The organism is uncultured Dysosmobacter sp. (genome assembly GCF_947631165.1).
Taxonomy (GTDB): domain Bacteria; phylum Bacillota; class Clostridia; order Oscillospirales; family Oscillospiraceae; genus Oscillibacter.
The window spans coordinates 1-19,103 of sequence record NZ_CANRKH010000006.1 but is presented as its reverse complement, the minus strand read 5'-3'; the positions used below and the strand labels follow the sequence as shown (position 1 = coordinate 19,103).

19 protein-coding genes and 4 tRNA genes are annotated in these 19,103 nt (G+C 57.5%); 12 read left to right on the top strand and 11 right to left on the bottom strand.

All coding sequences use genetic code 11. From position 1 onward, the window contains the following. Positions 1-12 precede the first annotated feature (12 nt). Positions 13-1,128: a DUF2812 domain-containing protein gene (locus Q0Z69_RS04565; RefSeq protein WP_298030093.1), complete on the bottom strand. Its 1,116-nt coding sequence runs from the start codon at positions 1,126-1,128 to the stop codon at positions 13-15. Next, positions 1,125-1,439 (bottom strand): PadR family transcriptional regulator, encoded by a 315-nt coding sequence (locus Q0Z69_RS04560; protein ID WP_298030091.1) that lies wholly within the window; start codon positions 1,437-1,439, stop codon positions 1,125-1,127. Before Q0Z69_RS04560 ends, Q0Z69_RS04565 begins: the two co-directional genes overlap by 4 nt. 189 nt (positions 1,440-1,628) lie before the next feature. Between Q0Z69_RS04560 and Q0Z69_RS04555 the strand changes: the two genes are divergently transcribed. From Q0Z69_RS04555 to gdhA, 3 genes are all read left to right on the top strand, one after another. Next, entirely contained in the window at positions 1,629-2,468 is an 840-nt protein-coding gene (locus Q0Z69_RS04555) for a cell wall hydrolase (protein ID WP_298030088.1), read from the top strand. A gap of 139 nt (positions 2,469-2,607) precedes the next feature. Continuing rightward, positions 2,608-3,402 (top strand): TIGR04255 family protein, encoded by a 795-nt coding sequence (locus tag Q0Z69_RS04550; protein WP_298030086.1) that lies wholly within the window; start codon positions 2,608-2,610, stop codon positions 3,400-3,402. Positions 3,403-3,605: 203 nt separating this feature from the next. Continuing rightward, complete coding sequence (gene gdhA, locus Q0Z69_RS04545; RefSeq protein WP_298030084.1) at positions 3,606-4,955, top strand: NADP-specific glutamate dehydrogenase; 1,350 nt, start codon at positions 3,606-3,608, stop codon at positions 4,953-4,955. A gap of 231 nt (positions 4,956-5,186) precedes the next feature. Here gdhA and Q0Z69_RS04540 read toward each other — a convergent pair whose 3' ends face one another. The 8 genes from Q0Z69_RS04540 to Q0Z69_RS04505 all read right to left on the bottom strand — a co-directional run bounded on the left by Q0Z69_RS04540 (position 5,187) and on the right by Q0Z69_RS04505 (position 12,522). Further along, on the bottom strand, positions 5,187-6,047 hold the full coding sequence (locus Q0Z69_RS04540; protein ID WP_298030083.1) for an RsiV family protein: 861 nt from the start codon (positions 6,045-6,047) through the stop codon (positions 5,187-5,189). Further along, entirely contained in the window at positions 6,044-6,511 is a 468-nt protein-coding gene (locus Q0Z69_RS04535; RefSeq protein WP_298030082.1) for an RNA polymerase sigma factor, read from the bottom strand. Before Q0Z69_RS04535 ends, Q0Z69_RS04540 begins: the two co-directional genes overlap by 4 nt. 162 nt (positions 6,512-6,673) lie before the next feature. After that, positions 6,674-7,933, bottom strand: coding sequence for an ABC transporter permease (locus Q0Z69_RS04530; protein ID WP_298030080.1), 1,260 nt, complete (start codon positions 7,931-7,933; stop codon positions 6,674-6,676). Beyond that, on the bottom strand, positions 7,930-8,670 hold the full coding sequence (locus Q0Z69_RS04525; protein ID WP_367272232.1) for an ABC transporter ATP-binding protein: 741 nt from the start codon (positions 8,668-8,670) through the stop codon (positions 7,930-7,932). Before Q0Z69_RS04525 ends, Q0Z69_RS04530 begins: the two co-directional genes overlap by 4 nt. Positions 8,671-8,675: 5 nt before the next feature. Next, a complete protein-coding gene (locus tag Q0Z69_RS04520) occupies positions 8,676-10,259 on the bottom strand; it encodes an efflux RND transporter periplasmic adaptor subunit (RefSeq protein ID WP_298030079.1) in 1,584 nt (527 codons plus the stop codon). Between the two features lie 462 nt (positions 10,260-10,721). Continuing rightward, positions 10,722-11,402 (bottom strand): PolC-type DNA polymerase III, encoded by a 681-nt coding sequence (locus Q0Z69_RS04515; RefSeq protein ID WP_298030077.1) that lies wholly within the window; start codon positions 11,400-11,402, stop codon positions 10,722-10,724. Then, complete coding sequence (locus Q0Z69_RS04510; protein WP_367272231.1) at positions 11,399-12,106, bottom strand: DNA/RNA non-specific endonuclease; 708 nt, start codon at positions 12,104-12,106, stop codon at positions 11,399-11,401. Before Q0Z69_RS04510 ends, Q0Z69_RS04515 begins: the two co-directional genes overlap by 4 nt. A gap of 2 nt (positions 12,107-12,108) precedes the next feature. Next, positions 12,109-12,522, bottom strand: a complete 414-nt coding sequence (locus Q0Z69_RS04505) for a ribonuclease Z (RefSeq protein ID WP_298030076.1) — start codon at positions 12,520-12,522, stop codon at positions 12,109-12,111. 195 nt (positions 12,523-12,717) lie between these two features. On the opposite strand from Q0Z69_RS04505, the gene Q0Z69_RS04500 reads away from it, so the two are divergent. The 5 genes from Q0Z69_RS04500 to Q0Z69_RS04480 all read left to right on the top strand — a co-directional run bounded on the left by Q0Z69_RS04500 (position 12,718) and on the right by Q0Z69_RS04480 (position 16,672). Beyond that, positions 12,718-13,494 carry a polysaccharide deacetylase family protein gene (locus Q0Z69_RS04500; RefSeq protein WP_298030316.1) on the top strand — a complete coding sequence of 259 codons (777 nt, stop codon included), beginning with the start codon at positions 12,718-12,720 and terminating at the stop codon, positions 13,492-13,494. 104 nt (positions 13,495-13,598) lie between these two features. Then, positions 13,599-13,994 carry an anion permease gene (locus Q0Z69_RS04495; protein WP_298030075.1) on the top strand — a complete coding sequence of 132 codons (396 nt, stop codon included), beginning with the start codon at positions 13,599-13,601 and terminating at the stop codon, positions 13,992-13,994. Continuing rightward, positions 13,984-14,664, top strand: coding sequence for an SLC13 family permease (locus Q0Z69_RS04490; protein ID WP_367272235.1), 681 nt, complete (start codon positions 13,984-13,986; stop codon positions 14,662-14,664). The genes Q0Z69_RS04495 and Q0Z69_RS04490 overlap by 11 nt, the downstream gene beginning before the upstream one ends. A gap of 125 nt (positions 14,665-14,789) precedes the next feature. Beyond that, a complete protein-coding gene (locus Q0Z69_RS04485) occupies positions 14,790-15,677 on the top strand; it encodes a LysR family transcriptional regulator (RefSeq protein WP_298030074.1) in 888 nt (295 codons plus the stop codon). Continuing rightward, on the top strand, positions 15,653-16,672 hold the full coding sequence (locus tag Q0Z69_RS04480) for a glycyl-radical enzyme activating protein (protein ID WP_367272234.1): 1,020 nt from the start codon (positions 15,653-15,655) through the stop codon (positions 16,670-16,672). The genes Q0Z69_RS04485 and Q0Z69_RS04480 overlap by 25 nt, the downstream gene beginning before the upstream one ends. Before the next feature lie 942 nt (positions 16,673-17,614). Here Q0Z69_RS04480 and Q0Z69_RS04475 read toward each other — a convergent pair. After that, positions 17,615-17,706: transfer RNA gene (locus tag Q0Z69_RS04475), tRNA-Ser, on the bottom strand. Between the two features lie 98 nt (positions 17,707-17,804). On the opposite strand from Q0Z69_RS04475, the gene Q0Z69_RS04470 reads away from it, so the two are divergent. From Q0Z69_RS04470 to Q0Z69_RS04455, 4 genes are all read left to right on the top strand, one after another. Further along, entirely contained in the window at positions 17,805-18,416 is a 612-nt protein-coding gene (locus tag Q0Z69_RS04470; RefSeq protein WP_298030072.1) for a gamma-glutamyl-gamma-aminobutyrate hydrolase family protein, read from the top strand. A gap of 400 nt (positions 18,417-18,816) precedes the next feature. Next, positions 18,817-18,891 (top strand) — tRNA-Gly (locus Q0Z69_RS04465). Positions 18,892-18,899: 8 nt separating this feature from the next. Continuing rightward, a tRNA-Arg gene (locus Q0Z69_RS04460) sits at positions 18,900-18,976 on the top strand. A 50-nt stretch (positions 18,977-19,026) separates the two neighbouring features. Then, positions 19,027-19,103 (top strand) — tRNA-His (locus Q0Z69_RS04455).

The window sequence follows — 19,103 nt, the reverse complement described above, 5'->3', positions numbered from 1 at the left end:
AAGCCTCTCCTTTCACGGCTGCTGCGCCAGCACGGCGGCGGCCCGGTCCAAATAGTCCGTCAGTTCCACCGGCAGGTCTGTCCACAGCACGTACACGGCCCGCCCCCGGCACACTGCCAGGGCGGTTCCATCCCTGTCCCGCAGCAGCACGGCCCTGTCGAAGCCCTCCCGGTCCAGAACCGTCATCTCAGCGCCGGGCATGGCCTCCCGGTAAGCCGCCAGCCGCTTTTCATACAGCGGCTCCGTGAAGCAGGCAAAGCGGACCCGGTCATAGCTGTTCTCCACCAGCTCTCCCCCGCTTCCCCGCATCCGCCACATCCGGCGGCAGGGCCGCAGAGGGCTGCTCTTGTCCACAAAGGGCAGCTCCGGCTCCCAGGTCTCCTCAGGGGCCAGTTCCTTCGCCTGGATGCTGGGCGGCATCTCTCCCGTTCCCCAGTCCATCCGAAAACCGGCGTTGTTGACCATCAGGGATATCCAGAGCAGGATGACCAGCAGCCACAGGACCGTCCAGCCCCGTTTCCGCCGCCGCCAGTCTCCCCCGGAGGCCGGAGCGATCCCCGCCCGGACCCTGCGGCGGGCCTTTTGGATCTTCCACAGCCTCCATACCTGCCAGACTATGAACAGCGGCAGGATCACGACGCTGAACAGGATGTGAAAGAGGTTGAAATCCAAAATCATCTCCAATGGCCCGTCGGGAAAAACAAAAAACAGTCCCGTCCAAATGGCTGGGATCAGCGTCAGCATCAGCCAGCCCACGATCCACGCATGGCGCAGACTCTTCTCCCATGCCCAGCCCATAGCCACCGGGTCGGTGTCCAGCTCCCGGGCCTCCGGGTCCGAACAGTACCACACCTCATAGTCGCAGCCGCCGTCGGTGATCACCGCGCCAAGCTCCCAGCCAAATTCCCGATACAGCTCTCCCCGCTCCCGGCGGGCCTCCCGGGCCTCCGGCTCCTGAGGCCGGATACGGACCCGGCAGACGGCCGGCTCCGTCCGCCGGAAGGAAGCGTACCACCAGTTGTTGCAGCCTGTGATCCACCAGCCCTTGGCGGCCTCGTCCTCCAGCCAGCGTTCCACCAGCGCGCTGTCCCACAGCTCATAGGGCCGCGGCGTCCACTTCTTTTTCATATCTGCTCCTCCCTGTCGCCGTCGGCGACGCACAGCTTCAGCCGGCTCAGCTCCTGGCGGAACAGCGCCCTGCCCCGATCCGTAATGGCGTAGGTCCGCTTGCGGCCCTCCACCGCCGTCTCCCGGATCAGCCCCTCCTCCTGGAACTTGGCCAGAATGGTATACAGCGTCCCCGGCCCCAGGGGGACCCGGCCCGCCGTCATGTCATCCACGAACTGCACGATCTCCGTGCCGCAGCGCTCCTGCCGCAGCAGGCTCAGCAGCACGTAAAACATGCTCTCCGTCAGGATCTTCAAAGCTTCCTTCGCCATATGCTCCACCTTCCAATATCGAAACACGATATTCTATGTCTACACTATAATATCGTTTTACGATATTGTCAATACATATTTGCGGGAAAGGGAATTTCCTCCTGTTCTGTCAGGTTTTGAGGGTTGCTTCCTCCCGTTGGTTTCCTGTATGATTTTTAGGAGTAATCACCACAGAAAGGAAGAATCAACATGAAACGACCTGCAAACAGGCTGCGGTCCCGCGGCCTTCAGTCCGTGAGACGGAGGACCGGAAAAGCGGCGCTGTGCGGCCTGCTGACTGCCGCCGCCCTCTCCATCAACGCACAGGCAGCCAGAACGGTGCCTGTTCAGGTGGACGGAAAGCTGCTGTCCGGCACCTCCTACCTGGAGGACGGCGTTACATACGTGCCGCTCCGGCACCTGCTGAACGCCCTGGGCGGCTGGGAGATCCACTGGGACAGCCAGGCCAAGGCGGCAGTGGCCGCCTCCGGCTCCGCCCGCCTGACAGCCAGCCCCGCCGCCAACACCGTGACAGTGGACGGCAAAACCATCTCCGGCCGGATCACGGTGACGGAGGGCCGGACCTATGTTCCCCTGCGGCTGGTGGCAGAGGCCCTGGGCGGCGCGGCGGAGTGGGACCCCTACTTGGGCGGCGCGGCGGTGACCTCTGCCGGAGCGGACTATGACGCGGCGGATCTGTACTGGATGGCCCGGATCATCAGTGCTGAGAGCGGCGGCGAACCTCTGCGGGGCCAGATTGCCGTGGGCAATGTGGTGCTGAACCGAGTCCGCAGCGACGAATTCCCCGATACCATCCCGGAGGTCATCTTCGATCAGCGTCACGCTGTCCAGTTTGAGCCGGTGGAAAACGGGACTGTGTACCGGACGCCTACAGCCCAATCGGTGGACGCCGCTCAGCGGGCGCTGGACGGCGAGAACGTTATTGGAAAAGCACTATATTTTTACGCTCCCGCCCTGTCTCAGGGGGTATGGATCAACGCCAACCGGACGTATTCCCAGACCATCGGGTGCCACAGATTCTACCTGTGAGAGCGTGAAGAGTGAAGATAAGGCGGGGCAGAGATCGCTTTGATCTCCAATCTCCACTCTTTCCCGGCAGTCTCTCTGTTGACTTTTTCCCGGCGGATGGCTAGAATAAGGGCAGATGAACTTGCAAAGGAGCATTTCTATGCTGTTTTCTGATCGTCCCAGAGCCCACTATCAAAACGCGCCCGCCCATGAGGTCATCTGCCAGCTCCGCTTTCCCACCATCCTCACCATCAACAATGTGGAGCCGGCCGACTTTCAGGAGGCTATTCGGGAGGAGTTTCCCCAGTACGCCCGACGGCAGGATGTGCCCGCCCCCAGGCTCTCCGGCCTGGGCGGGCCCAACGTCCAGGTGGAGCGGCAGCCGCCTGTCACTAACTACCACTTTCTCTCCGCCGACGGCGCTTGGAAGCTGAACCTGACCAAGGACTTCATCGCCCTGTCGACCCTCCGCTACCCCGGTTGGGGCGCCTTCGCCCGGCAGCTGGACAAACCGCTGGCTGCCTTCATCCAGCTGTATAAGCCCGCCTACTTCCAACGGGTCGGCCTGCGTTATGTAAATATTTTCTCCCGTCAGCGCCTGGGGCTGGAAGGTGCTTCCTGGGCGGAACTGTTCGCCCCTGCCTACACCGGCCCGCTCCAGGAGCCGGACGTACGGGAGGAGGACTGTCTCAACTGCGGCTGTGATCTGCTGCTGAAGCTGGATTCCAGCTGTCAGGCCAAGATCCACGCCGGACCGGGCCGGATCCAGAGCAAGGGCGGGGCCCAGGACCCGGAGGTCAAATTCATCCTCGACCTGGACCTGTCTATGAGCGGCAATACCCCCTGCACTCTGGCCGCCGCCGGACTGGAAACCCTCCACGGCCACGGAACCCGCATTTTCGAGGGAGCCGTCACCGACACCCTGCGCCAGGCCATGGAACCCGCCAAAAGGTAGTATCTCTCTCAAAAACAAAAATCAGCGCCTTTGTCCGCATACGGAAAAGGTGCTGATTTTTTTGTAAAAATTGCAGAAAAACGTTTGTTCATGACTTTTATATTTTAGGGAATTTCTATCTTGTGTGAAATGTGTTTTTTCCTATATTCTAAAAGCAAGAAATTTAGCACTGTAAACTTGCAAAGAAAAGAGGCTATCATACCATGTTGAAGAGCGAATACCTGCAGCGTGTTTACACCCAGGTAGTCACCAGGGACCCGGACCAAAAGGAATTCCATCAGGCGGTCCTGGAGGTCCTGGAAAGCCTGGATCTCATTGTGGATCAGCATCCCGAATACGAAAAGAAGGGCATCATTGAAACCTTTGTGGAGCCGGAGCGCATGATCTGCTTCCGGGTCCCCTGGGTCGATGACAAGGGCAAGGTCCACGTCAACCGGGGATACCGCATCCAGTTCAGTTCTGCCATCGGTCCTTACAAGGGCGGCCTGCGGTTCCATCCCACCGTCAACCTGTCCATTCTGAAGTTCCTAGGCTTTGAGCAGATCTTGAAGAACAGTCTCACCGGCCTGCCCATGGGCGGTGCCAAGGGCGGCAGCGACTTCGACCCCAAGGGCAAGAGCGACGCCGAGGTCATGCGCTTCTGCCAGAGCTTCATGACGGAGCTGAACCGCCACATCGGCCAGTTCGTGGACGTACCCGCCGGCGACATCGGTGTGGGCGGCCGGGAGATCGGCTATCTGTTCGGCCAATACCGCCGCATCCGCGGCAGCTATGACGCCGGCGTCCTCACCGGCAAGGGTCTGGAATTCGGCGGCTCCCTGGTCCGCACCGAGGCCACCGGCTACGGCCTGTGCTACCTTACTGAAGAAATGCTGAAATGCATGAAGAACGACAGCTTCCAGGGCAAGACCATCGTGATCTCCGGCTCCGGCAACGTGGCTATCTTCGCCTGCCAGAAGGCCACCGAGCTGGGCGGCAAGGTGGTGGCCATGAGCGACTCCAACGGCTATGTTTACGATCCTGACGGCATCAAGCTGGATGTGGTGAAGGATATCAAGCTGAACCGCCGGGGCCGCATCAAGGAGTATGCCGCCGAGGTGCCCGGCAGCGTTTACACCGAGGGCTTCCGAAATATCTGGAACACTCCCTGCGACATCGCCCTGCCCTGCGCGACTCAGAATGAGATCGACGGCGACATCGCCAAGATCATTGTGAAGAACGGCGCCATCGCCGTATCCGAGGGTGCCAACATGCCCTGCCGTCCCGAGGCCATCCGGGAGTTCCAGGAGGCCGGGCTGCTGTTCGCCCCTGCCAAGGCGGCCAATGCCGGCGGCGTGGCCACCAGCGGCCTGGAAATGAGCCAGAACTCCATGCGCTACTCCTGGACCTTTGAGGAAGTGGACGCACGGCTGAAGGGTATCATGGTGAACATCTTCCACAACGCCTACGACGCCTCCGTGGAGTGCGGCGCGCCCGGCGACCTGGTGGTGGGCGCCAATATCGCGGGCTTCAAGAAGGTGGCCGACGTCATGCTGGCCCAGGGCCTGATCTGATCTCCAAGGGAAACCACATCTCCTATTTGAAAACGGACAGGGGGCAACAAGCAGTTGCTCCCCGTCCTCTTTTGTTTACATGTCAGAAAAGCGCCGCAATTTCAAGGTGCGCCTTGCTAACTTTTTTGACATTTATGGCAGCAGGGCGAAATTTTTGATTTCCCCCTGCCGCATTTCCGTTACATCCATAAAAATCCGGGCCGGAAACGAAGATTTCCGGCCCGGATTCTTTTACTGAACAGGGATCTCGACGATGCCTGCCGCGCCGGCGGCGATGGTATATTCGGGGAACACCAGCACAGGCGTGCCGGCCTCGCTGATATAGAAGGCCGTGGCCTCATCCACGCCGGTGAAGCCTCCCTCTTCGGGGCTAAAGAAGTAGCTGAAGCCATCCGCGTCGGTGTTGGCCTGGATATATGCCCTGACTGCCCCGTCGCAAACGGCTTTCCAGTCCTCGCCCAGCAGATCCGCTAAGATGATGTCCCGGTCCACCGCCAAGTCCAGGTTGTAGCAATAAATCTCCTCCGTGGCTGTCACCCAGCCCTCGGCCAGCGTCACCGTAAAGGAGACCCGGTCGCCGGTCTGGCTCTTGATCTCATAGTTCACAAAAACATCCATATCCCGGTCGCCCCACTCCTCCTGCGTGCCGCCGGTGGCAAAAAACGCGTCCTGATAGTCTTTCCAGTCCTGCTGGGCCTTTTTCAGATGGATGTCCACCTTTTCCTGGATCACCGCGTTCACCTGCTGGGCCAAGCCGCTGCCGCCCGCTGTCTCCAACCGGGGAACGGAGACGGCATAGTTGATGCCGCCGTCAGAGGCGTTGTAGCTGATAAGGGTCATGACCCGGAACAATCCGCCCAGCACCGGTACTTCGGCGGCGGCCGCCGCCACGGTGGGCGACAGGTTCAAAACGCCCGCCATCACCACGAAACAGGCAGCCACTGTACCGGCGCTCCGCCGCAGGGTCCGGCGCAGTCTGTTCCGGTGATAATTGGCTTTTCCCTGGCGGACGCCTGCCTCCACCCGGCTACTCAGCTCGGCTGGCACCTCCATATCCAGATACTCTCTCTTTGCCTGTTCAAACTCGTTCATAAACATTCCGCTCCTTCCAGCGATACCCGTAATTTTTTCAAGCCCCCATACAGGCGGGTCTTTACCGTGCTCAGGGGAAGGCCCTGGATCTGGCTGATCTCCTTCAGGGACAGCTCCTCGTAAAAGCGCAGCCGGATGATGGAAGCCACCTCCGCCGGCAGGGCGTCCACCCGCTCCGCCAGGGTCCCGTCAAATGGCAGCGGGTCCTCGTAAGTCCCCTGGTCCAGGATCTCGGGCGGTACGAAAGTCACCCGCTTCCGCTGGCGCAGCTGGTCTGTGCACACATTGACCAGGATACGGAAAAACCAAGTACGGACGGCATCCGGCTCCCGCAGGCCGTCCCGCTTCTCCAGGGCGCGGCAGACGGCGGTCTGCACCGCGTCCAGCGCTTCCTCCCGGTCGTTCAGATAGCTGTATGCCAGGCGGTATGCCCTCGCCTGTTCTTCTATGAGAAATGAAGTCAATCGCTCTTCCCTGATCTGCGGCATCTGTATGGTCCTTTCCTACCCTCAGTGAACAAAGGGCTGAATGCATTCTGTCTATTAGACGGTACGAACTTGAAAAAAGTTTGCATACGCCGAAAAAATCCCGGCAAAAATTTGCCGGGATTTTTTTCGGAATATCCGTCAATCGTATCGCAGAGCGTCGATGGGATTCAGCTTGGCCGCCTTGTTGGCGGGGAGATACCCGAACAGGATGCCGATGCCCACGGACACGCCGAAGCTCACCAGAATAGCGCCCAGGGTCGGTGTGGCGTTGAAGGTGATGCCGCTGGCCCCCAGGCTGCTCACCAACATCCCGCCGAATAGGGTCCCGATGCCCACGGCAAGCAAACAGCCGAAGGCGATGCCCAGCAATCCGCCGATGGCGGAGGTAGTGCCCGCCTCAATGATGAACTGCCGCCGGATGTCCCGCCGCTTGGCCCCCAGAGATTTGCGGATGCCGATCTCCCGGGTCCGCTCCGTAACGGAGACCAGCATGATGTTCATGATGCCGATGCCGCCTACCAGCAGGCTGATGGCGGCGATGGCTACCAGCACCGCCATAGCGACACCCATCATGGCGTTGATCATGTTCACCTGGTCCAGCATGGACTCCGTGTGATAGTATTGGTAATTGTACTCACCGGTCTCGTCCTGATAGAAGTCCTGGAGAAATCTCAGCAGCATCGCCTGTGCCTCCGTCACCGTATCTCGAGATGTGGCGGTGAGCTGGTACAGGGAAACGTAGCTGGTGCCGGAGAGGCGCATGGCGTTGGGATAAGGGATGAACACCTGGTCGTCGTTGGCCCCCTCCCGCAGCTCCTCCAGCGCCTGGTCCAGCACGCCCACCACGGTATAAGGCACGCCGCCGATGGAGATGGTCTTGCCTACCGCGTCACCCCCCAGGATCACTTGCTCCACATAGGCCCCCACCACGCACACATTGTTCCGGGTCACGATATCCACATATTGGAGGTAGCGGCCCTTGACCAGCCGGTCGCCGTCCAGGGTGTTGCCGGTGTGTGGATCGTACATGGCCTCGCTGACGCCGAAAATACTGGTCTTTTTATACTCCTCGCTGCCGCTGCGGATACCGCTGCCGCCGCTGACCCAGGGACTGATGCCGTTGAACAGGTCAGGATGCGCGTCCACAAAGGCATACATCTCGTCGGGCGTGATGTTGCTGGTGGTGCCGTCGCCTCGCCCCCAGGTGTAGGCATAGATCTGGGTGACCCCCACCTTCTCCACCTGCTGCTCCACCATGCCGGTAAGGCCGTTGCCCAGAGAGATGATGACGATGACAGCCCCCACGCCGATGATGATGCCCAGCATGGTCAAAAATGCCCGCATCTTGCTGGTCCGCAGGGAGTTGATGGCCAGCTTGAAGGATTGGGTGAAATTCATAGGGAAGCCGCCTCCTCTCCGCTCTCCGCAGGCCGGACCACCGCCTGGGGATCTTTCGCGTCGCCGTCGTAGATGACCCGGCCGTCCTGGAGCCGGACGATGCGCTTTGCCCGCACGGCGATGGAGTTGTCATGGGTTATCAAAACCACCGTGTCCCCCTCGGCGTTCAGCTTCTGCAAAAAGCTCAGCACCTCCCGGCCCGTCCGGGAATCCAGGGCGCCGGTAGGTTCGTCGGCCAGGATCACCGACGGCTCCCCCGCCAGCGCCCGGGCAATAGATACCCGCTGCTGCTGGCCGCCGGAGAGCTGGCTGGGCAGATTTTTCTGCTTGTCAGCAAGGCCCACCCGCTCCAGGGAGCGGACGGCCCGCTCCCGCCGTTCCTCTGGAGCAACGCCGCCGTACAGCAGGGGCAGCTCCACATTTTCCAGCACTGTCAGCTTGGGGATCAGATTGTACTGCTGGAAGATGAAGCCAAGCATTTTGTTGCGGATCTCCGCCTGCCGGTCATCATCCATGGTGGACACATCCACGCCCCCCAGGCGGTAGCTGCCGGAGGTAGGAACGTCCAGGCAGCCAATGATGTTCATGGCGGTGGACTTGCCGGAGCCGGACTGGCCCACAATGGCCACAAACTCCCCCCGGTCGATGGTCAGGCTGACGCCGTCCAGGGCGTGGACCGCCTCCGTCCCCATGGGATAGATCTTATAGATATCCCGCAGTTCGATCAAATGCTCCACCAGGCTCAGCCCTCCATATTCCCGGTCTGTATAGGCAGCAGCACGGTCTCGCCCTCCTCCAGGCCGGAGGTGACCTCGATGTACGCGCTGTCGTTGATGCCCAGCATCACCGGCCGCTCCTCCACCTGCGTGGGGTCCACCACGGTGACGCCGTCCTCACCCAGAGCGCCGGGCAGGGCCACCTGCACCGTGTTGCCTCGACTGACAGCGGATACCGGCACACACAGAGCACCCGCCGCCGTCTCCCCCTGGATCTCGGCGGAAACGTTCATGCCGGGCTTCAAGTCCCCGTATTCCCGCAGCACGATGGTCACCGGATAGGTGGTGAAGCCGTTGGTGGTGGTGCCGTTGACGCTGACCCGCTCCACGGTGCCGGTGAAGATCTGCCCCGGCAGGGCGCTGGCGGTGACGGTCACCGTCTGTCCCGCCTTGACCTTGCCGATGTTCAGCTCATCCACACTCATTTCCATCTTCAGGCAGCTCAGATCAAAAATTGTAGCCAGCGCGCCGGAACTGGCGCCGTCCACCTTGTCCCCGGCCTTGAAATTCTTTTCAATAACGGTGCCGGAGATCGGGGAGGTAATGCGATAGTCCTCCAGGTCCCCTGACGCGGAGGAAGCGGACAGCTGGGCGCTCTCCACACTCAGACGGGCGCTCTCCAGCTGGTTCCGGATGGCCTCGGAGTCCACGGTACAGAGGATCTCCCCTTTTTTCACGGTGCTGCCCACCAGCTTGTCAAAATTGCTGACCGTGCCGCTTCCGGCGGCATACACCGTAGCGGAGCCGGGGATGTTGATGGACGCCTGGCCATAGCTGCAATAGCTGCCGATGACGGCGGAAGCCGTGTAAGTCTCAGACACGATGCCGGGGTTGTTCAGCTTGACCCGGACGCTGCTGACAGTCAGGCCGTTGCTGGTGACGCTGTCCCCGTCGGACACAGCGGACACGCTGCCCTGCACAGCGCCTTCAAAATTGCCGATGAACACAGAGGCGGGCTGCCCCACGTAAAACTGTCCCGCATCCACATAGGGAAACAGGAAGTCAATGGTCAGCTCCGTGCCGGCCACGATCTTGGCCATGGCCGTCCCGGCGGTCACATCGTCGCCGTTGTGGACCAGCACGTCGCTGATGGTGCCGCTGATGGGCGCCGTGGGGTGCAACGCCTCCCGCGCCTGCTGATAGCTCAGCTGCGCCTGTTGGGCAGAAATACCCGCCCGCTCCACGGAGTCCTGGGCTGCGCTGCTGTCCAGGACGTACAGCAGCGCTCCCTGTTCCACGGTGTCGTCCTCCTCAAAGGGCGCTTCCTGAATGCCGCCGGAGATCAGCGTCCGAACCTGATAGGAGTCCGCCGGCTCCAGTGTCGCGGAGCCGCTGACGGTGACGCTCAGGTCCTGCCGGGCCACCGGGACCGCCTGATAAGGTACCGCCGCCACGGCGTTTCCTCCCAGCCGGGGCAGCACGGCGGCGGCCAGCACCGCCAAAATCAGAACGCCGGTGATGATCCGGCCCTTTTTTCCCAGGTGGGGCAGCTTTCTCTTCTTGGGCGGCTGCGCCGGGGCCAGTTCCTCGTGAATGATCGTCTCCTGCATAACGCATCTCTCCTTGTCTTTCCTTGATAAGCCTATTACGAAATGAACAGCGGGATTTCTTCAAGCCGTAAACTCTTTTGCGTTCTATTATACTAAGCTCCTAATACAATAGCACATATATACAATTTGTCAAGATGAAAGTTGTAATTTTTTTCACCGCTGCCGCAAGACTACACCTTCCACTTGATGGAAGGTCAAGAAAAATTTCAGGCGGCGATCAAAGATCCAAGGTGCTTTCCGCTGTAAATACCATCCTAACAGATGAATCTTTCAAAAATCTTTCGATGATCTTACAGTTTCGCAAGATTCCGATAGCGCAAAAAGCGGGCAGTCCTTGTAAGGACTGCCCGCTCCGGCAGGAAATATCTGTTCCATGGCCACACGAAAACAGTGCGCCCCAGCGCCGCCTCGGGCAGTCTCCATCCCAGGAGCTGCCCTTCTCGCCGTGGAGGCATGTATGTATTATGTCAACTCATACAACGGTACAGTCCGCTGGTAGGGCTGGGGGCGGTAGGTAACGGAGGCGATCCGCCGCCCTGACAGGCCGTATTTGGGATGGGTCCCGAACAGGTCGATGTACCGGTCCAGGTCATCCCGCTCCGCCGCCATGGCCTCCAGCAGCAGCACCGTGGCCCGGGCATCGTCTACCGCCCGGTGGCTGTTCACCGCCGCGCCAGTCAGGCCATATGCGTCGATAGCATTACACAGCTTGTGGGGATAGTCCCTCCGATCCCGGTAAACTGTCAGCGCGTCCAGAAAATGCGGCTTTTGCAGCGCCCCGGCCCGCCCGTGGGGCCGCAGGAACCAGTAAAGAAAATTCAAATCGAACTGGGCGTTATATGCCGCCAGAAGCGGGCGCTCTGAACCATTCAGCAGGCGGCAGAAATCTTCCGCCGCCTCCGCCTCCGGCACACCCTCCGCCAAAAGCTGCGCATCGGTGATCCCGGTCAACTCAGTGATGAAGGGCGGCAATACCTTTCCCTCCGGCAGGCGGACCAGCACGTCAAGGCTGTTCGTCTCCCTGCCGTTCTCCAGGGCCACAGCTCCCAATTCGATGATCCGGTCTCTGCTGAATTCGATGCCGGTGGTCTCCGTGTCAAAGATCACGACGCGGTCAAATTGCCGCCAAATCGCTTCCATCATGCCGCGCCCTCCTCTGCCAGCCAGTTTTCACCGGTGGCGTAGTCGATCTCGATCCCCGGCTGCACATTGAATACGAATACGTTGAAGCATATACCGTCGCCGCCGTCCTCCACCGACCAAGCCTCCATCTGCACGCCTCGGGCCACCAGCTCCATGCCAGCAAAAAGGGGCGTGACCCGGTAAAGCACATGGTTGCCGGTCTCCCGCACGTAGTCCGCCACCATATTCTCAAAAGGCAGCATCCCCTCCGTGTTCATGTAACGGGTCCCGGTGATAAGGTTGCGCTCATTGGCATTCTCCCCCGTCAGCTGAAAGCCGATGAGATGACAGCGGTTCCACAGCGCCCCGCCGTCCACAAAATCGTAAAAATGCTGTTTCCAGCCGCTGGGCTTCACGGCGCTGATATCCTCCCGGGGGGATGTCGGCATCAGCTCCTGGCACACATTGGCGTAAGCCGCGCCGCAGCGCCCCAGATAGTCCAGGGGCGCGTAATCCTCAAAGGCCCCGGCGATTTTTTCCTCCGCCGAAAAATCGGGCTGGTTGCGGTCCAACTCCACATAGGCCGTCCCCTGATAGACAGGGATATCTTCCAGCGCCGTCGTGGGAGTCAGATACCATCCTGCCAGGGCCATCACCGCGCCGGCCGCCAGCAGGAGCAGCGTCCGGAACACATGCTTCTTCTTTTTCCTTCTTCGCCTCTTCATGGTCACCTCTCTTTTCCGCGATAGATCTCCCGGGTCACGCGCTCGTGGGAGCTGCCGGGAAATTCCGTCTGCCGGACCCGCTCAAAGGCGGACAGATCCAGATCCAACCGGACGTCCGCCGGATAGGCCCGGTTCCAGCGGTACAGCACCACCGCCTCGATCTCCGCCATCCATGGCGACAGCGGCCGGTCCTCTACAAAACAAACATCCCCCGGTCCCGCCGTTTCCAAAAAAGCCTTGTCCACGATGATCTGGTCAGCCGCATCCCGGAACAGGGCCGCAGAATAATCGTTCATTCGCAGCGCCTTTCCGCCGCAGAGAGCCAGCAGGTCCGCCCGCTGGGCACGGTCCCGGCTGACCCGGCGGCGGTTGAACAGCATCCCGCCGTCCTCGCCGATACAGACCGCAACGATCATAAGCTCCCTCCTTCCGACGTGAAACATCGTTTTCTGTTTGATTATACCAGCCTTTCCCATTTTTTTCAACGCCCGCATGATTTTGCCGCCGGTGGGCAAAACTAGGGCCATCACTGCTGACAGGAGGTCCTATCCATGTCTCACCGATCCCGCGCGCTTTTGCTGCTGGCCGCTCCCTGCCTGTTCCTGGCCGGGATGCTCTGGCTCCAGGGCCAACGCTCCCAGCCCGCCGCCGCTCTCGCCGCTGTTCCGGCCTCCGCCGGGAACTGGGGGCTGTCTTTCCCCACCGAGGGCGCTTCCCCTGTGGGCAACGCCACCGTGGAGGAGCTGGCACAGTATGATGCCTATTATCTGGGCGATACCGAAAAAAAGGTCATCTACCTCACCTTTGACTGCGGCTATGAGAACGGCTACACGGAAACGATCCTGGACGCCCTGAAAAAGCACAACGCTCCGGCGGCCTTCTTTGTGGTGGGCAACATGATCGAGACCGCTCCGGACGTTATCCGCCGCATGGCGGCAGAGGGCCATATCGTGGGCAATCACACCTATCACCACCCGGATATGTCTGCCATATCCGATCAGGCAGCCTTTCAGAAGGAACTGGACAGCCTCTCAAACCTGTATCAAGAGACCACCGGTCAGGCGCTGCCCATGTTCTATCGCCCGCCTCAGGGAAAGTACAGCCAGGAGAATCTGCGGCAGGCTCAGGCGCTGGGCTATCGGACGGTATTCTGGAGCCTGGCCTATGTAGACTGGTATGTGGACGACCAGCCCACAGCGGAACAGGCCTATGCCAAGCTGCTGCCCCGCATCCACAACGGGGCCATTGTGCTGCTGCACTCCACCTCCCGCACCAATGCGGAGATTCTGGATGATCTGCTGACCCGCTGGGAAGAAATGGGCTTCACCTTTGCCTCCCTGCGGGAGCTGCCGGAGCATGGATCGCCCTTCGCAGAGAAACAGGGATAAACAGCCGCCATCTCCGCCTCAGTCCTCCGTTGTTTGAGGCGCACTTTTAAATAACGGCGGAGATCCAATGTTTTAAGCCGGCAGGCCATGAGATACGCTCCTCTGTGCCAAAGGCCAGAAAAGCGACAGGTTTTGGCCTGTCGCTTTTCTGGTGCCAAGGGCCAAGGAAAGAAAAATACTTCTTACACAGCCACGCCCTTATGGGCATCTTCGTTGGTGTCGTGCTGAAGGTCATTGAAGCGCAGGGTGTCAAGAAGGGTGATAAATCTAACCCGGCACGTGATCTGATGATTATGATTGCTGCCGGTGCTGGTGTGGGCGGTTTTGGTACCCCCATCGGCGTTGCCTCTAATATGTCCGCTATCAGTATGATGGAAAGCGCTACCGGGAAAAGTGTCAACTTTGCGCAATGGACCGCCGTAGGTTACCCAGTGATGTTTGTCACCGTCATTTTGACCTGGGGCGTCCTAATGCTTCTTTTCCCCCCCCATCACCGGTAACCTTGCAAATATTAACAGCCATGATCTTGGAAATCTCGATGCCCGTGAGACCAAGACTCTTTGTATTCTCGCTCTGATGCTAGCCGGCTGGTTTGCGGGTTCTTGGATTTCCTGGTGCAACACGGCAGCCGTTGCTCTCATCGGCACCGCGCTGTTCATGATGCCTGGTATTGAAGTTTTCTCCTGGAAAGAGTTCAATGACACCATCGGATGGGACTGTGTCCTGATGTGTGGTGCAATTCTCGGTATTGTCTCTTTCGTTCAGTCTACCGGCGCATCTGATTGGCTGGTCGGACTTATGTTGGATTCGGTCGGCGGTTTCTCGCCCATTGTTGCAATCATCTTTATGTCCATTATCGCCGCCGTCCTTCATGCCCTGATTCCGAATGGCCTGCCTGTTCTTACGCTTGTGATCATTCCGTTTACTTCCCTGTGTGTCTCACTTGATATCAATCCCGCCATCGGACTCATGATTGGCACATTCTGGTGTGACTGGGCGCCAATTCTGCCAATTGATGCGTTGCCTGCGATGGGGCATTCCTATGGTCATTTTGAGGCACAGGATTATGTCAAACAGGGCCTAATCGTATCTGCTGCAAGCGTCATCATTCTAACGATTCTGATTCCTCTTCTGTGCAACCTGTTCATGGCTAGCGCTGCCGTTGTATAATGTCTTCATGTATGGCATGTTGGTTTTTCCAGCATGCCATACATGAATAGTCAGAGCTGGTTCTTTATTTTCCCGAAAACAACTGATATAGTATTCGTATAGAAAATATAAAGGCGGTCAAAGGCATGAACGAAACACAGATGCAGTATTTTTGCAAAGTTGCAGAGCCAGGGCATATCTCCAACGCTGCAAAAGAACTGTTTATCTCCCAGCCAACCCTGACAGCAACCATACGGCGCATTGAGGATGAGTGCGGTTTTCCTTTGTTCACCCGCAAGGGCAGGAGCATCGTTCTGACAAAAGAAGGAAAAACGGTCTATGACAGCGTCAGACGCGTTCTTGCCGAACAGCAGGAACTTCAGAGAATCATCCGTTCGTGCAGAGCGCAAAGTAAGCCCGTAGTAGAGATCGTCTCTCCGCCTCATGTAATTACATCCGACATTATAAAAAAAATTGCTGCCTCTGACTGTCAGATTTCTCTCCAAATCAGCCGGATTATTGATGTAACCGCCCTTTCCCGTTTTTATAATGGGGAGGCTGACTTCCTGATTCAAGCTCAGGAACCTTCCATTGTGGAATGCTACAGTGACATAGTTGACCGTGACGAGTTCGTCCTGGCTGTACATGCAGATAGTTGCTTCTATGGACGCAAAACTGTGTCAATTTCCGAGCTTTCTAATGAGATATTCGCTGGGTATCCGGAAAAAGATATCATTCGCGGAATCTTTGAACGCTCATGTGAAGCGGTTGGTTTTTCTCCGAAAATCATATTCGAAGCAACCTCTGCCAATGATCTCATGCAAGCTGTCAACACCGGAATATGCTGCGCAGTTGTCCCCAAGCGCATGACGCAGGAAAAGATTCCTCCTGAAGTTGGAATCTGTAGGCTGTGCGGTAGCCCCCCTGCTGTTTTAAAAATTTACTGGCGCAAAAAACAAAGGCTCAGCTTGCAAGCTAAGACTGTAAAAAATATCATTATTCAGCATTACTGCGAAAGGCAAACTGCAACATAGGGAGGGCGATACACAACCCAGATCTAACTGCTCCAATCTTCAACATCCAAAGCTATTCTATCCATGACGGTCCGGGGATCCGGACAACTGTTTTTGAAAAGGGATGCCCATTGCGCTGTGTTTGGTGTGCAAATCCAGAATCCAATTTCCCTTCTCCGCAGCTTATGACATATTCCAGCTTATGCATCGGCTGCGGTCACTGCATTCCATCCTGCAATGCTAATGCGATCTGTATGCAAGAGCAGAGTGGCAAAGTCCTATCGGTAACGAACCGTACACGTTGTACAACCTGTGGAGCGTGTGTTGCAGTCTGTAAAAGAAAGGCCCGCGAAATCTCTGGTAAGGTCATGTGCGTTCAAGAAGTCCTCAACCAGGTCGAACGTGATCGCATGTTTCTTGAGTCCTCTGGCGGCGGAGTTACAGTAAGCGGTGGTGAATGCCTGTATCATCCAGCGTTTACTGCAGAACTTCTGCGCGGCGCACATGAAAAAGGTTTCCACACAGCTGTAGAATCGTGCGGGTTTGCTTCGAGAGATGTTGTCGATTTGGTTTTCCCGCATGTAGATCTTGCACTTCTGGATATCAAGGTTATGAATGCTGAACACCACAAGCAGTATACAGGGGTTCCCAGTGACGGAATATCAAATAGTATCATTCATATGATGATTTTAGGCGCGGATCCCATTGCGGCTGCCCGGGCATTGAAGGGCTGTATCTATCACGTTCATGGAAAGGATGCCCGCATTGAACGTCTGCTCTCCGATGTGGACGGCATCCTGGAGCCGCGGCCTGTCACTGACAGCGCAGAGCGTGTTTGGAATTATGTGGCTGTGGGCTGCGGCCATGACCTGAATTGGTGGAAGGAATTCTTCTCCGTTGTCCATATGATGGGCTATGATGGTGATGTTTCCCTTGAAATGGAAGATCTCACCATGAGTACAGAGGCCGGCGTTGCCACCTCTGTTAATGTTCTGACTCAGGTCATCAGCCGTTGAGTTTTTCTGCTGATCATTGAATCTGAAATTTTCAATGATCATTTGGGTGGACAGAATACAGTCAAGACAGTACCGTACAACAACCATAAAAAGTACAGCCAGCCTGAACAGCACCCCCTTTCGTTAGACAGTATGGTATACTGGAATAACAAATGGAGGTGCTGTTCCATTCCACCGGGGCATACTACTTTTTCAGTTCTTTCCTTGTCTTTGATAGCTGGCCACTATGTGGCTCTTGCTGTTCTACAACATGTCACGAATGTCCTTTTCCCGCTTTCGAACGCTCCTTCGCTCTATTCCCAGATGATATCCGCCTTTTTAGGAATCCCTAATTCAATCAGGATGTGCAGATTAGCAGACAGATTTTTTGCTTGGCAGGGGAAAAATACAGGAATCCTGGCGGATTTCAATGGTTTCCACGGAGCCACCGCCAGGAGCCAATCAAAACAGTTTCTGACTAAGTCCAAGCAGAAAATATACCGTCAATATGTGTGTCACAACTGAATCACCGGTTTCTTAAAAACCAAATCCAGTTTTCGGACTCTGCCACTTATCCCGGCGGTTGAAAAGCTCCTGCTGGAGGAAAAACAAGAGTTGTTCCACAGGCTCTTCAAAAAGTCATACTGTAAAGATTATCTTGATTCAATCTGTGTCGACCAGTGTGGACAGCCCCTTCGCCCCAACTATTGGACTATTCTGCTCAAGAAGAATCTGCTGTGGTAATGGGGTCATTGTTCCAACGGGCAAAAGAAAATCCTGCAGCGCAAAGCACTGCAGGATGATGTATCAAGGCAATAAAAATACTTTTCCAGCCAAAGGACTTGCCAGAACCAAACCGAAGCCCAGCGCAGCGGGTTCGGTTTGGAGAGGAGGAGCAGCAGAATGAGCGCGCTCTGACTTTTATAAAAAGTCGGAGCAAGCGATATGTCGCTTGCTCCGACGTGGCGGAGATGGAGAGATTCGAACTCTCGCGCGCTTTTGAGGCGCCTACCGCATTTCGAGTGCGGACCCTTCAACCGCTTGGGTACATCTCCATGTGTATTTTTCCGAGACAACATTATGCCACATTTTTTCCCCTGATGCAAGAGCAAACCCGTATCCGGCGGCATAAAATGATGCGGGAGGCGATCAGATGACGGACATCTACATCTGCGGAGATCCGCGGCGTCATGAAAATTACCGGCGAGCCATAGCCGCCGCCGGGGGTGAAGCCCGATTTGACGGTGATCCGCTGGCCTGCGGCGGCCTGCTGCTGCCTGGCGGCGGAGACATGGAGCCGTGGCGCTACGGCCAAGTAAACACCGCTTCCCGAGATCTGGAGCCAGAGCGGGACCATCTGGAGCTGGAGCTGGTGGACGCATTCACAGCAGTCGAAAAGCCTGTGCTGGGCATCTGCCGGGGGCATCAGGTCCTCAACGTCTTTTTCGGAGGCACCCTGCTCCAGGATCTGCCGGGACACAATGCGGTAGATGGTAAGGACCGGCGCCATGAGGTTCGAACGGCGTCCAGCTTCCTGCGAGACCTTTACGGTGAACGATGCATGGTGAACAGCGCCCACCACCAGGCGGTGGACCGATTGGGCAGCGGCCTGGAAGCGCTGCAATGGACGGGCGACGGCACGGTGGAGGCACTTCGCCACCGTGCGCTTCCGATATGGGGCGTTCAGTGGCACCCCGAGCGGCTGCGTCCGACCGGAGATCGGCTTTTTGAAGCATTTTTGGCGGTCTGTCTGGGCACTGGATAATCTTCTTTTCTATTTTTCAGAAAGAATGACCGGTACAAACATAGTGCCGGAACATCTTGCAGGCTGAGAGGCCCGCAAAATGTGAACTTCCTTTAAGCGGTGACAAGTTGTTTTAAGTTGTATTTCCCGTCAAGCAGTCCTTATCAAAGAGTATGGGCTTTATCAGTGTGGTGAGGGCGTCGAAGTACAGTGTCAGGCTTCCAAAAGCCATCTTGACAAACACTTGCGCCCAAAAGCTGATCAGCAGCTTATAACAATTTCCATCGGAATAAGTTTAGCTAATAGTTTACCAAGTAAAGAAATCTTTTAAAATACAAGAAAAACTTTCTGTCAAATGCTTGACATAGCTGCCTTTCCATGCTATCATATCAAAGCTGACAAGTTCCCCCGGAGGGCATGCGCAGGTGTAGCACAATGGTCAGGGCACCAGCCTTCCAAGCTGGGGATGCGGGTTCGATTCCCGTCACCTGCTCCATTTTATTCGCGCCAGTAGCTCAGCTGGATAGAGCAACTGCCTTCTAAGCAGTAGGCCAGGGGTTCGAGTCCCTTCTGGCGTACCAGCTCTCTCTTGGAGCGAGCGTCAGCGGACTTTCCACGATGTTGATATGTGGTGGGTGTAGCTCAGTTGGTTAGAGCACCGGATTGTGGTTCCGGGTGTCGTGGGTTCGAGTCCCATCTCCCACCCCA

Excerpts from the sequence above, each read along its gene's own strand:
- Q0Z69_RS04565 (WP_298030093.1), bottom strand. The coding sequence starts at position 1,128 with ATGAAAAAGAAGTGGACGCCGCGGCCCTATGAGCTGTGGGACAGCGCG.
- Q0Z69_RS04560 (WP_298030091.1), bottom strand. The coding sequence starts at position 1,439 with ATGGCGAAGGAAGCTTTGAAGATCCTGACGGAGAGCATGTTTTACGTG.
- Q0Z69_RS04555 (WP_298030088.1), top strand. The coding sequence starts at position 1,629 with ATGAAACGACCTGCAAACAGGCTGCGGTCCCGCGGCCTTCAGTCCGTG.
- Q0Z69_RS04550 (WP_298030086.1), top strand. The coding sequence starts at position 2,608 with ATGCTGTTTTCTGATCGTCCCAGAGCCCACTATCAAAACGCGCCCGCC.
- gdhA (WP_298030084.1), top strand. The coding sequence starts at position 3,606 with ATGTTGAAGAGCGAATACCTGCAGCGTGTTTACACCCAGGTAGTCACC.
- Q0Z69_RS04540 (WP_298030083.1), bottom strand. The coding sequence starts at position 6,047 with ATGAACGAGTTTGAACAGGCAAAGAGAGAGTATCTGGATATGGAGGTG.
- Q0Z69_RS04530 (WP_298030080.1), bottom strand. The coding sequence starts at position 7,933 with ATGAATTTCACCCAATCCTTCAAGCTGGCCATCAACTCCCTGCGGACC.
- Q0Z69_RS04520 (WP_298030079.1), bottom strand. The coding sequence starts at position 10,259 with ATGCAGGAGACGATCATTCACGAGGAACTGGCCCCGGCGCAGCCGCCC.
- Q0Z69_RS04515 (WP_298030077.1), bottom strand. The coding sequence starts at position 11,402 with ATGATGGAAGCGATTTGGCGGCAATTTGACCGCGTCGTGATCTTTGAC.
- Q0Z69_RS04510 (WP_367272231.1), bottom strand. The coding sequence starts at position 12,106 with ATGAAGAGGCGAAGAAGGAAAAAGAAGAAGCATGTGTTCCGGACGCTG.
- Q0Z69_RS04505 (WP_298030076.1), bottom strand. The coding sequence starts at position 12,522 with ATGATCGTTGCGGTCTGTATCGGCGAGGACGGCGGGATGCTGTTCAAC.
- Q0Z69_RS04500 (WP_298030316.1), top strand. The coding sequence starts at position 12,718 with ATGCTCTGGCTCCAGGGCCAACGCTCCCAGCCCGCCGCCGCTCTCGCC.
- Q0Z69_RS04485 (WP_298030074.1), top strand. The coding sequence starts at position 14,790 with ATGAACGAAACACAGATGCAGTATTTTTGCAAAGTTGCAGAGCCAGGG.
- Q0Z69_RS04470 (WP_298030072.1), top strand. The coding sequence starts at position 17,805 with ATGACGGACATCTACATCTGCGGAGATCCGCGGCGTCATGAAAATTAC.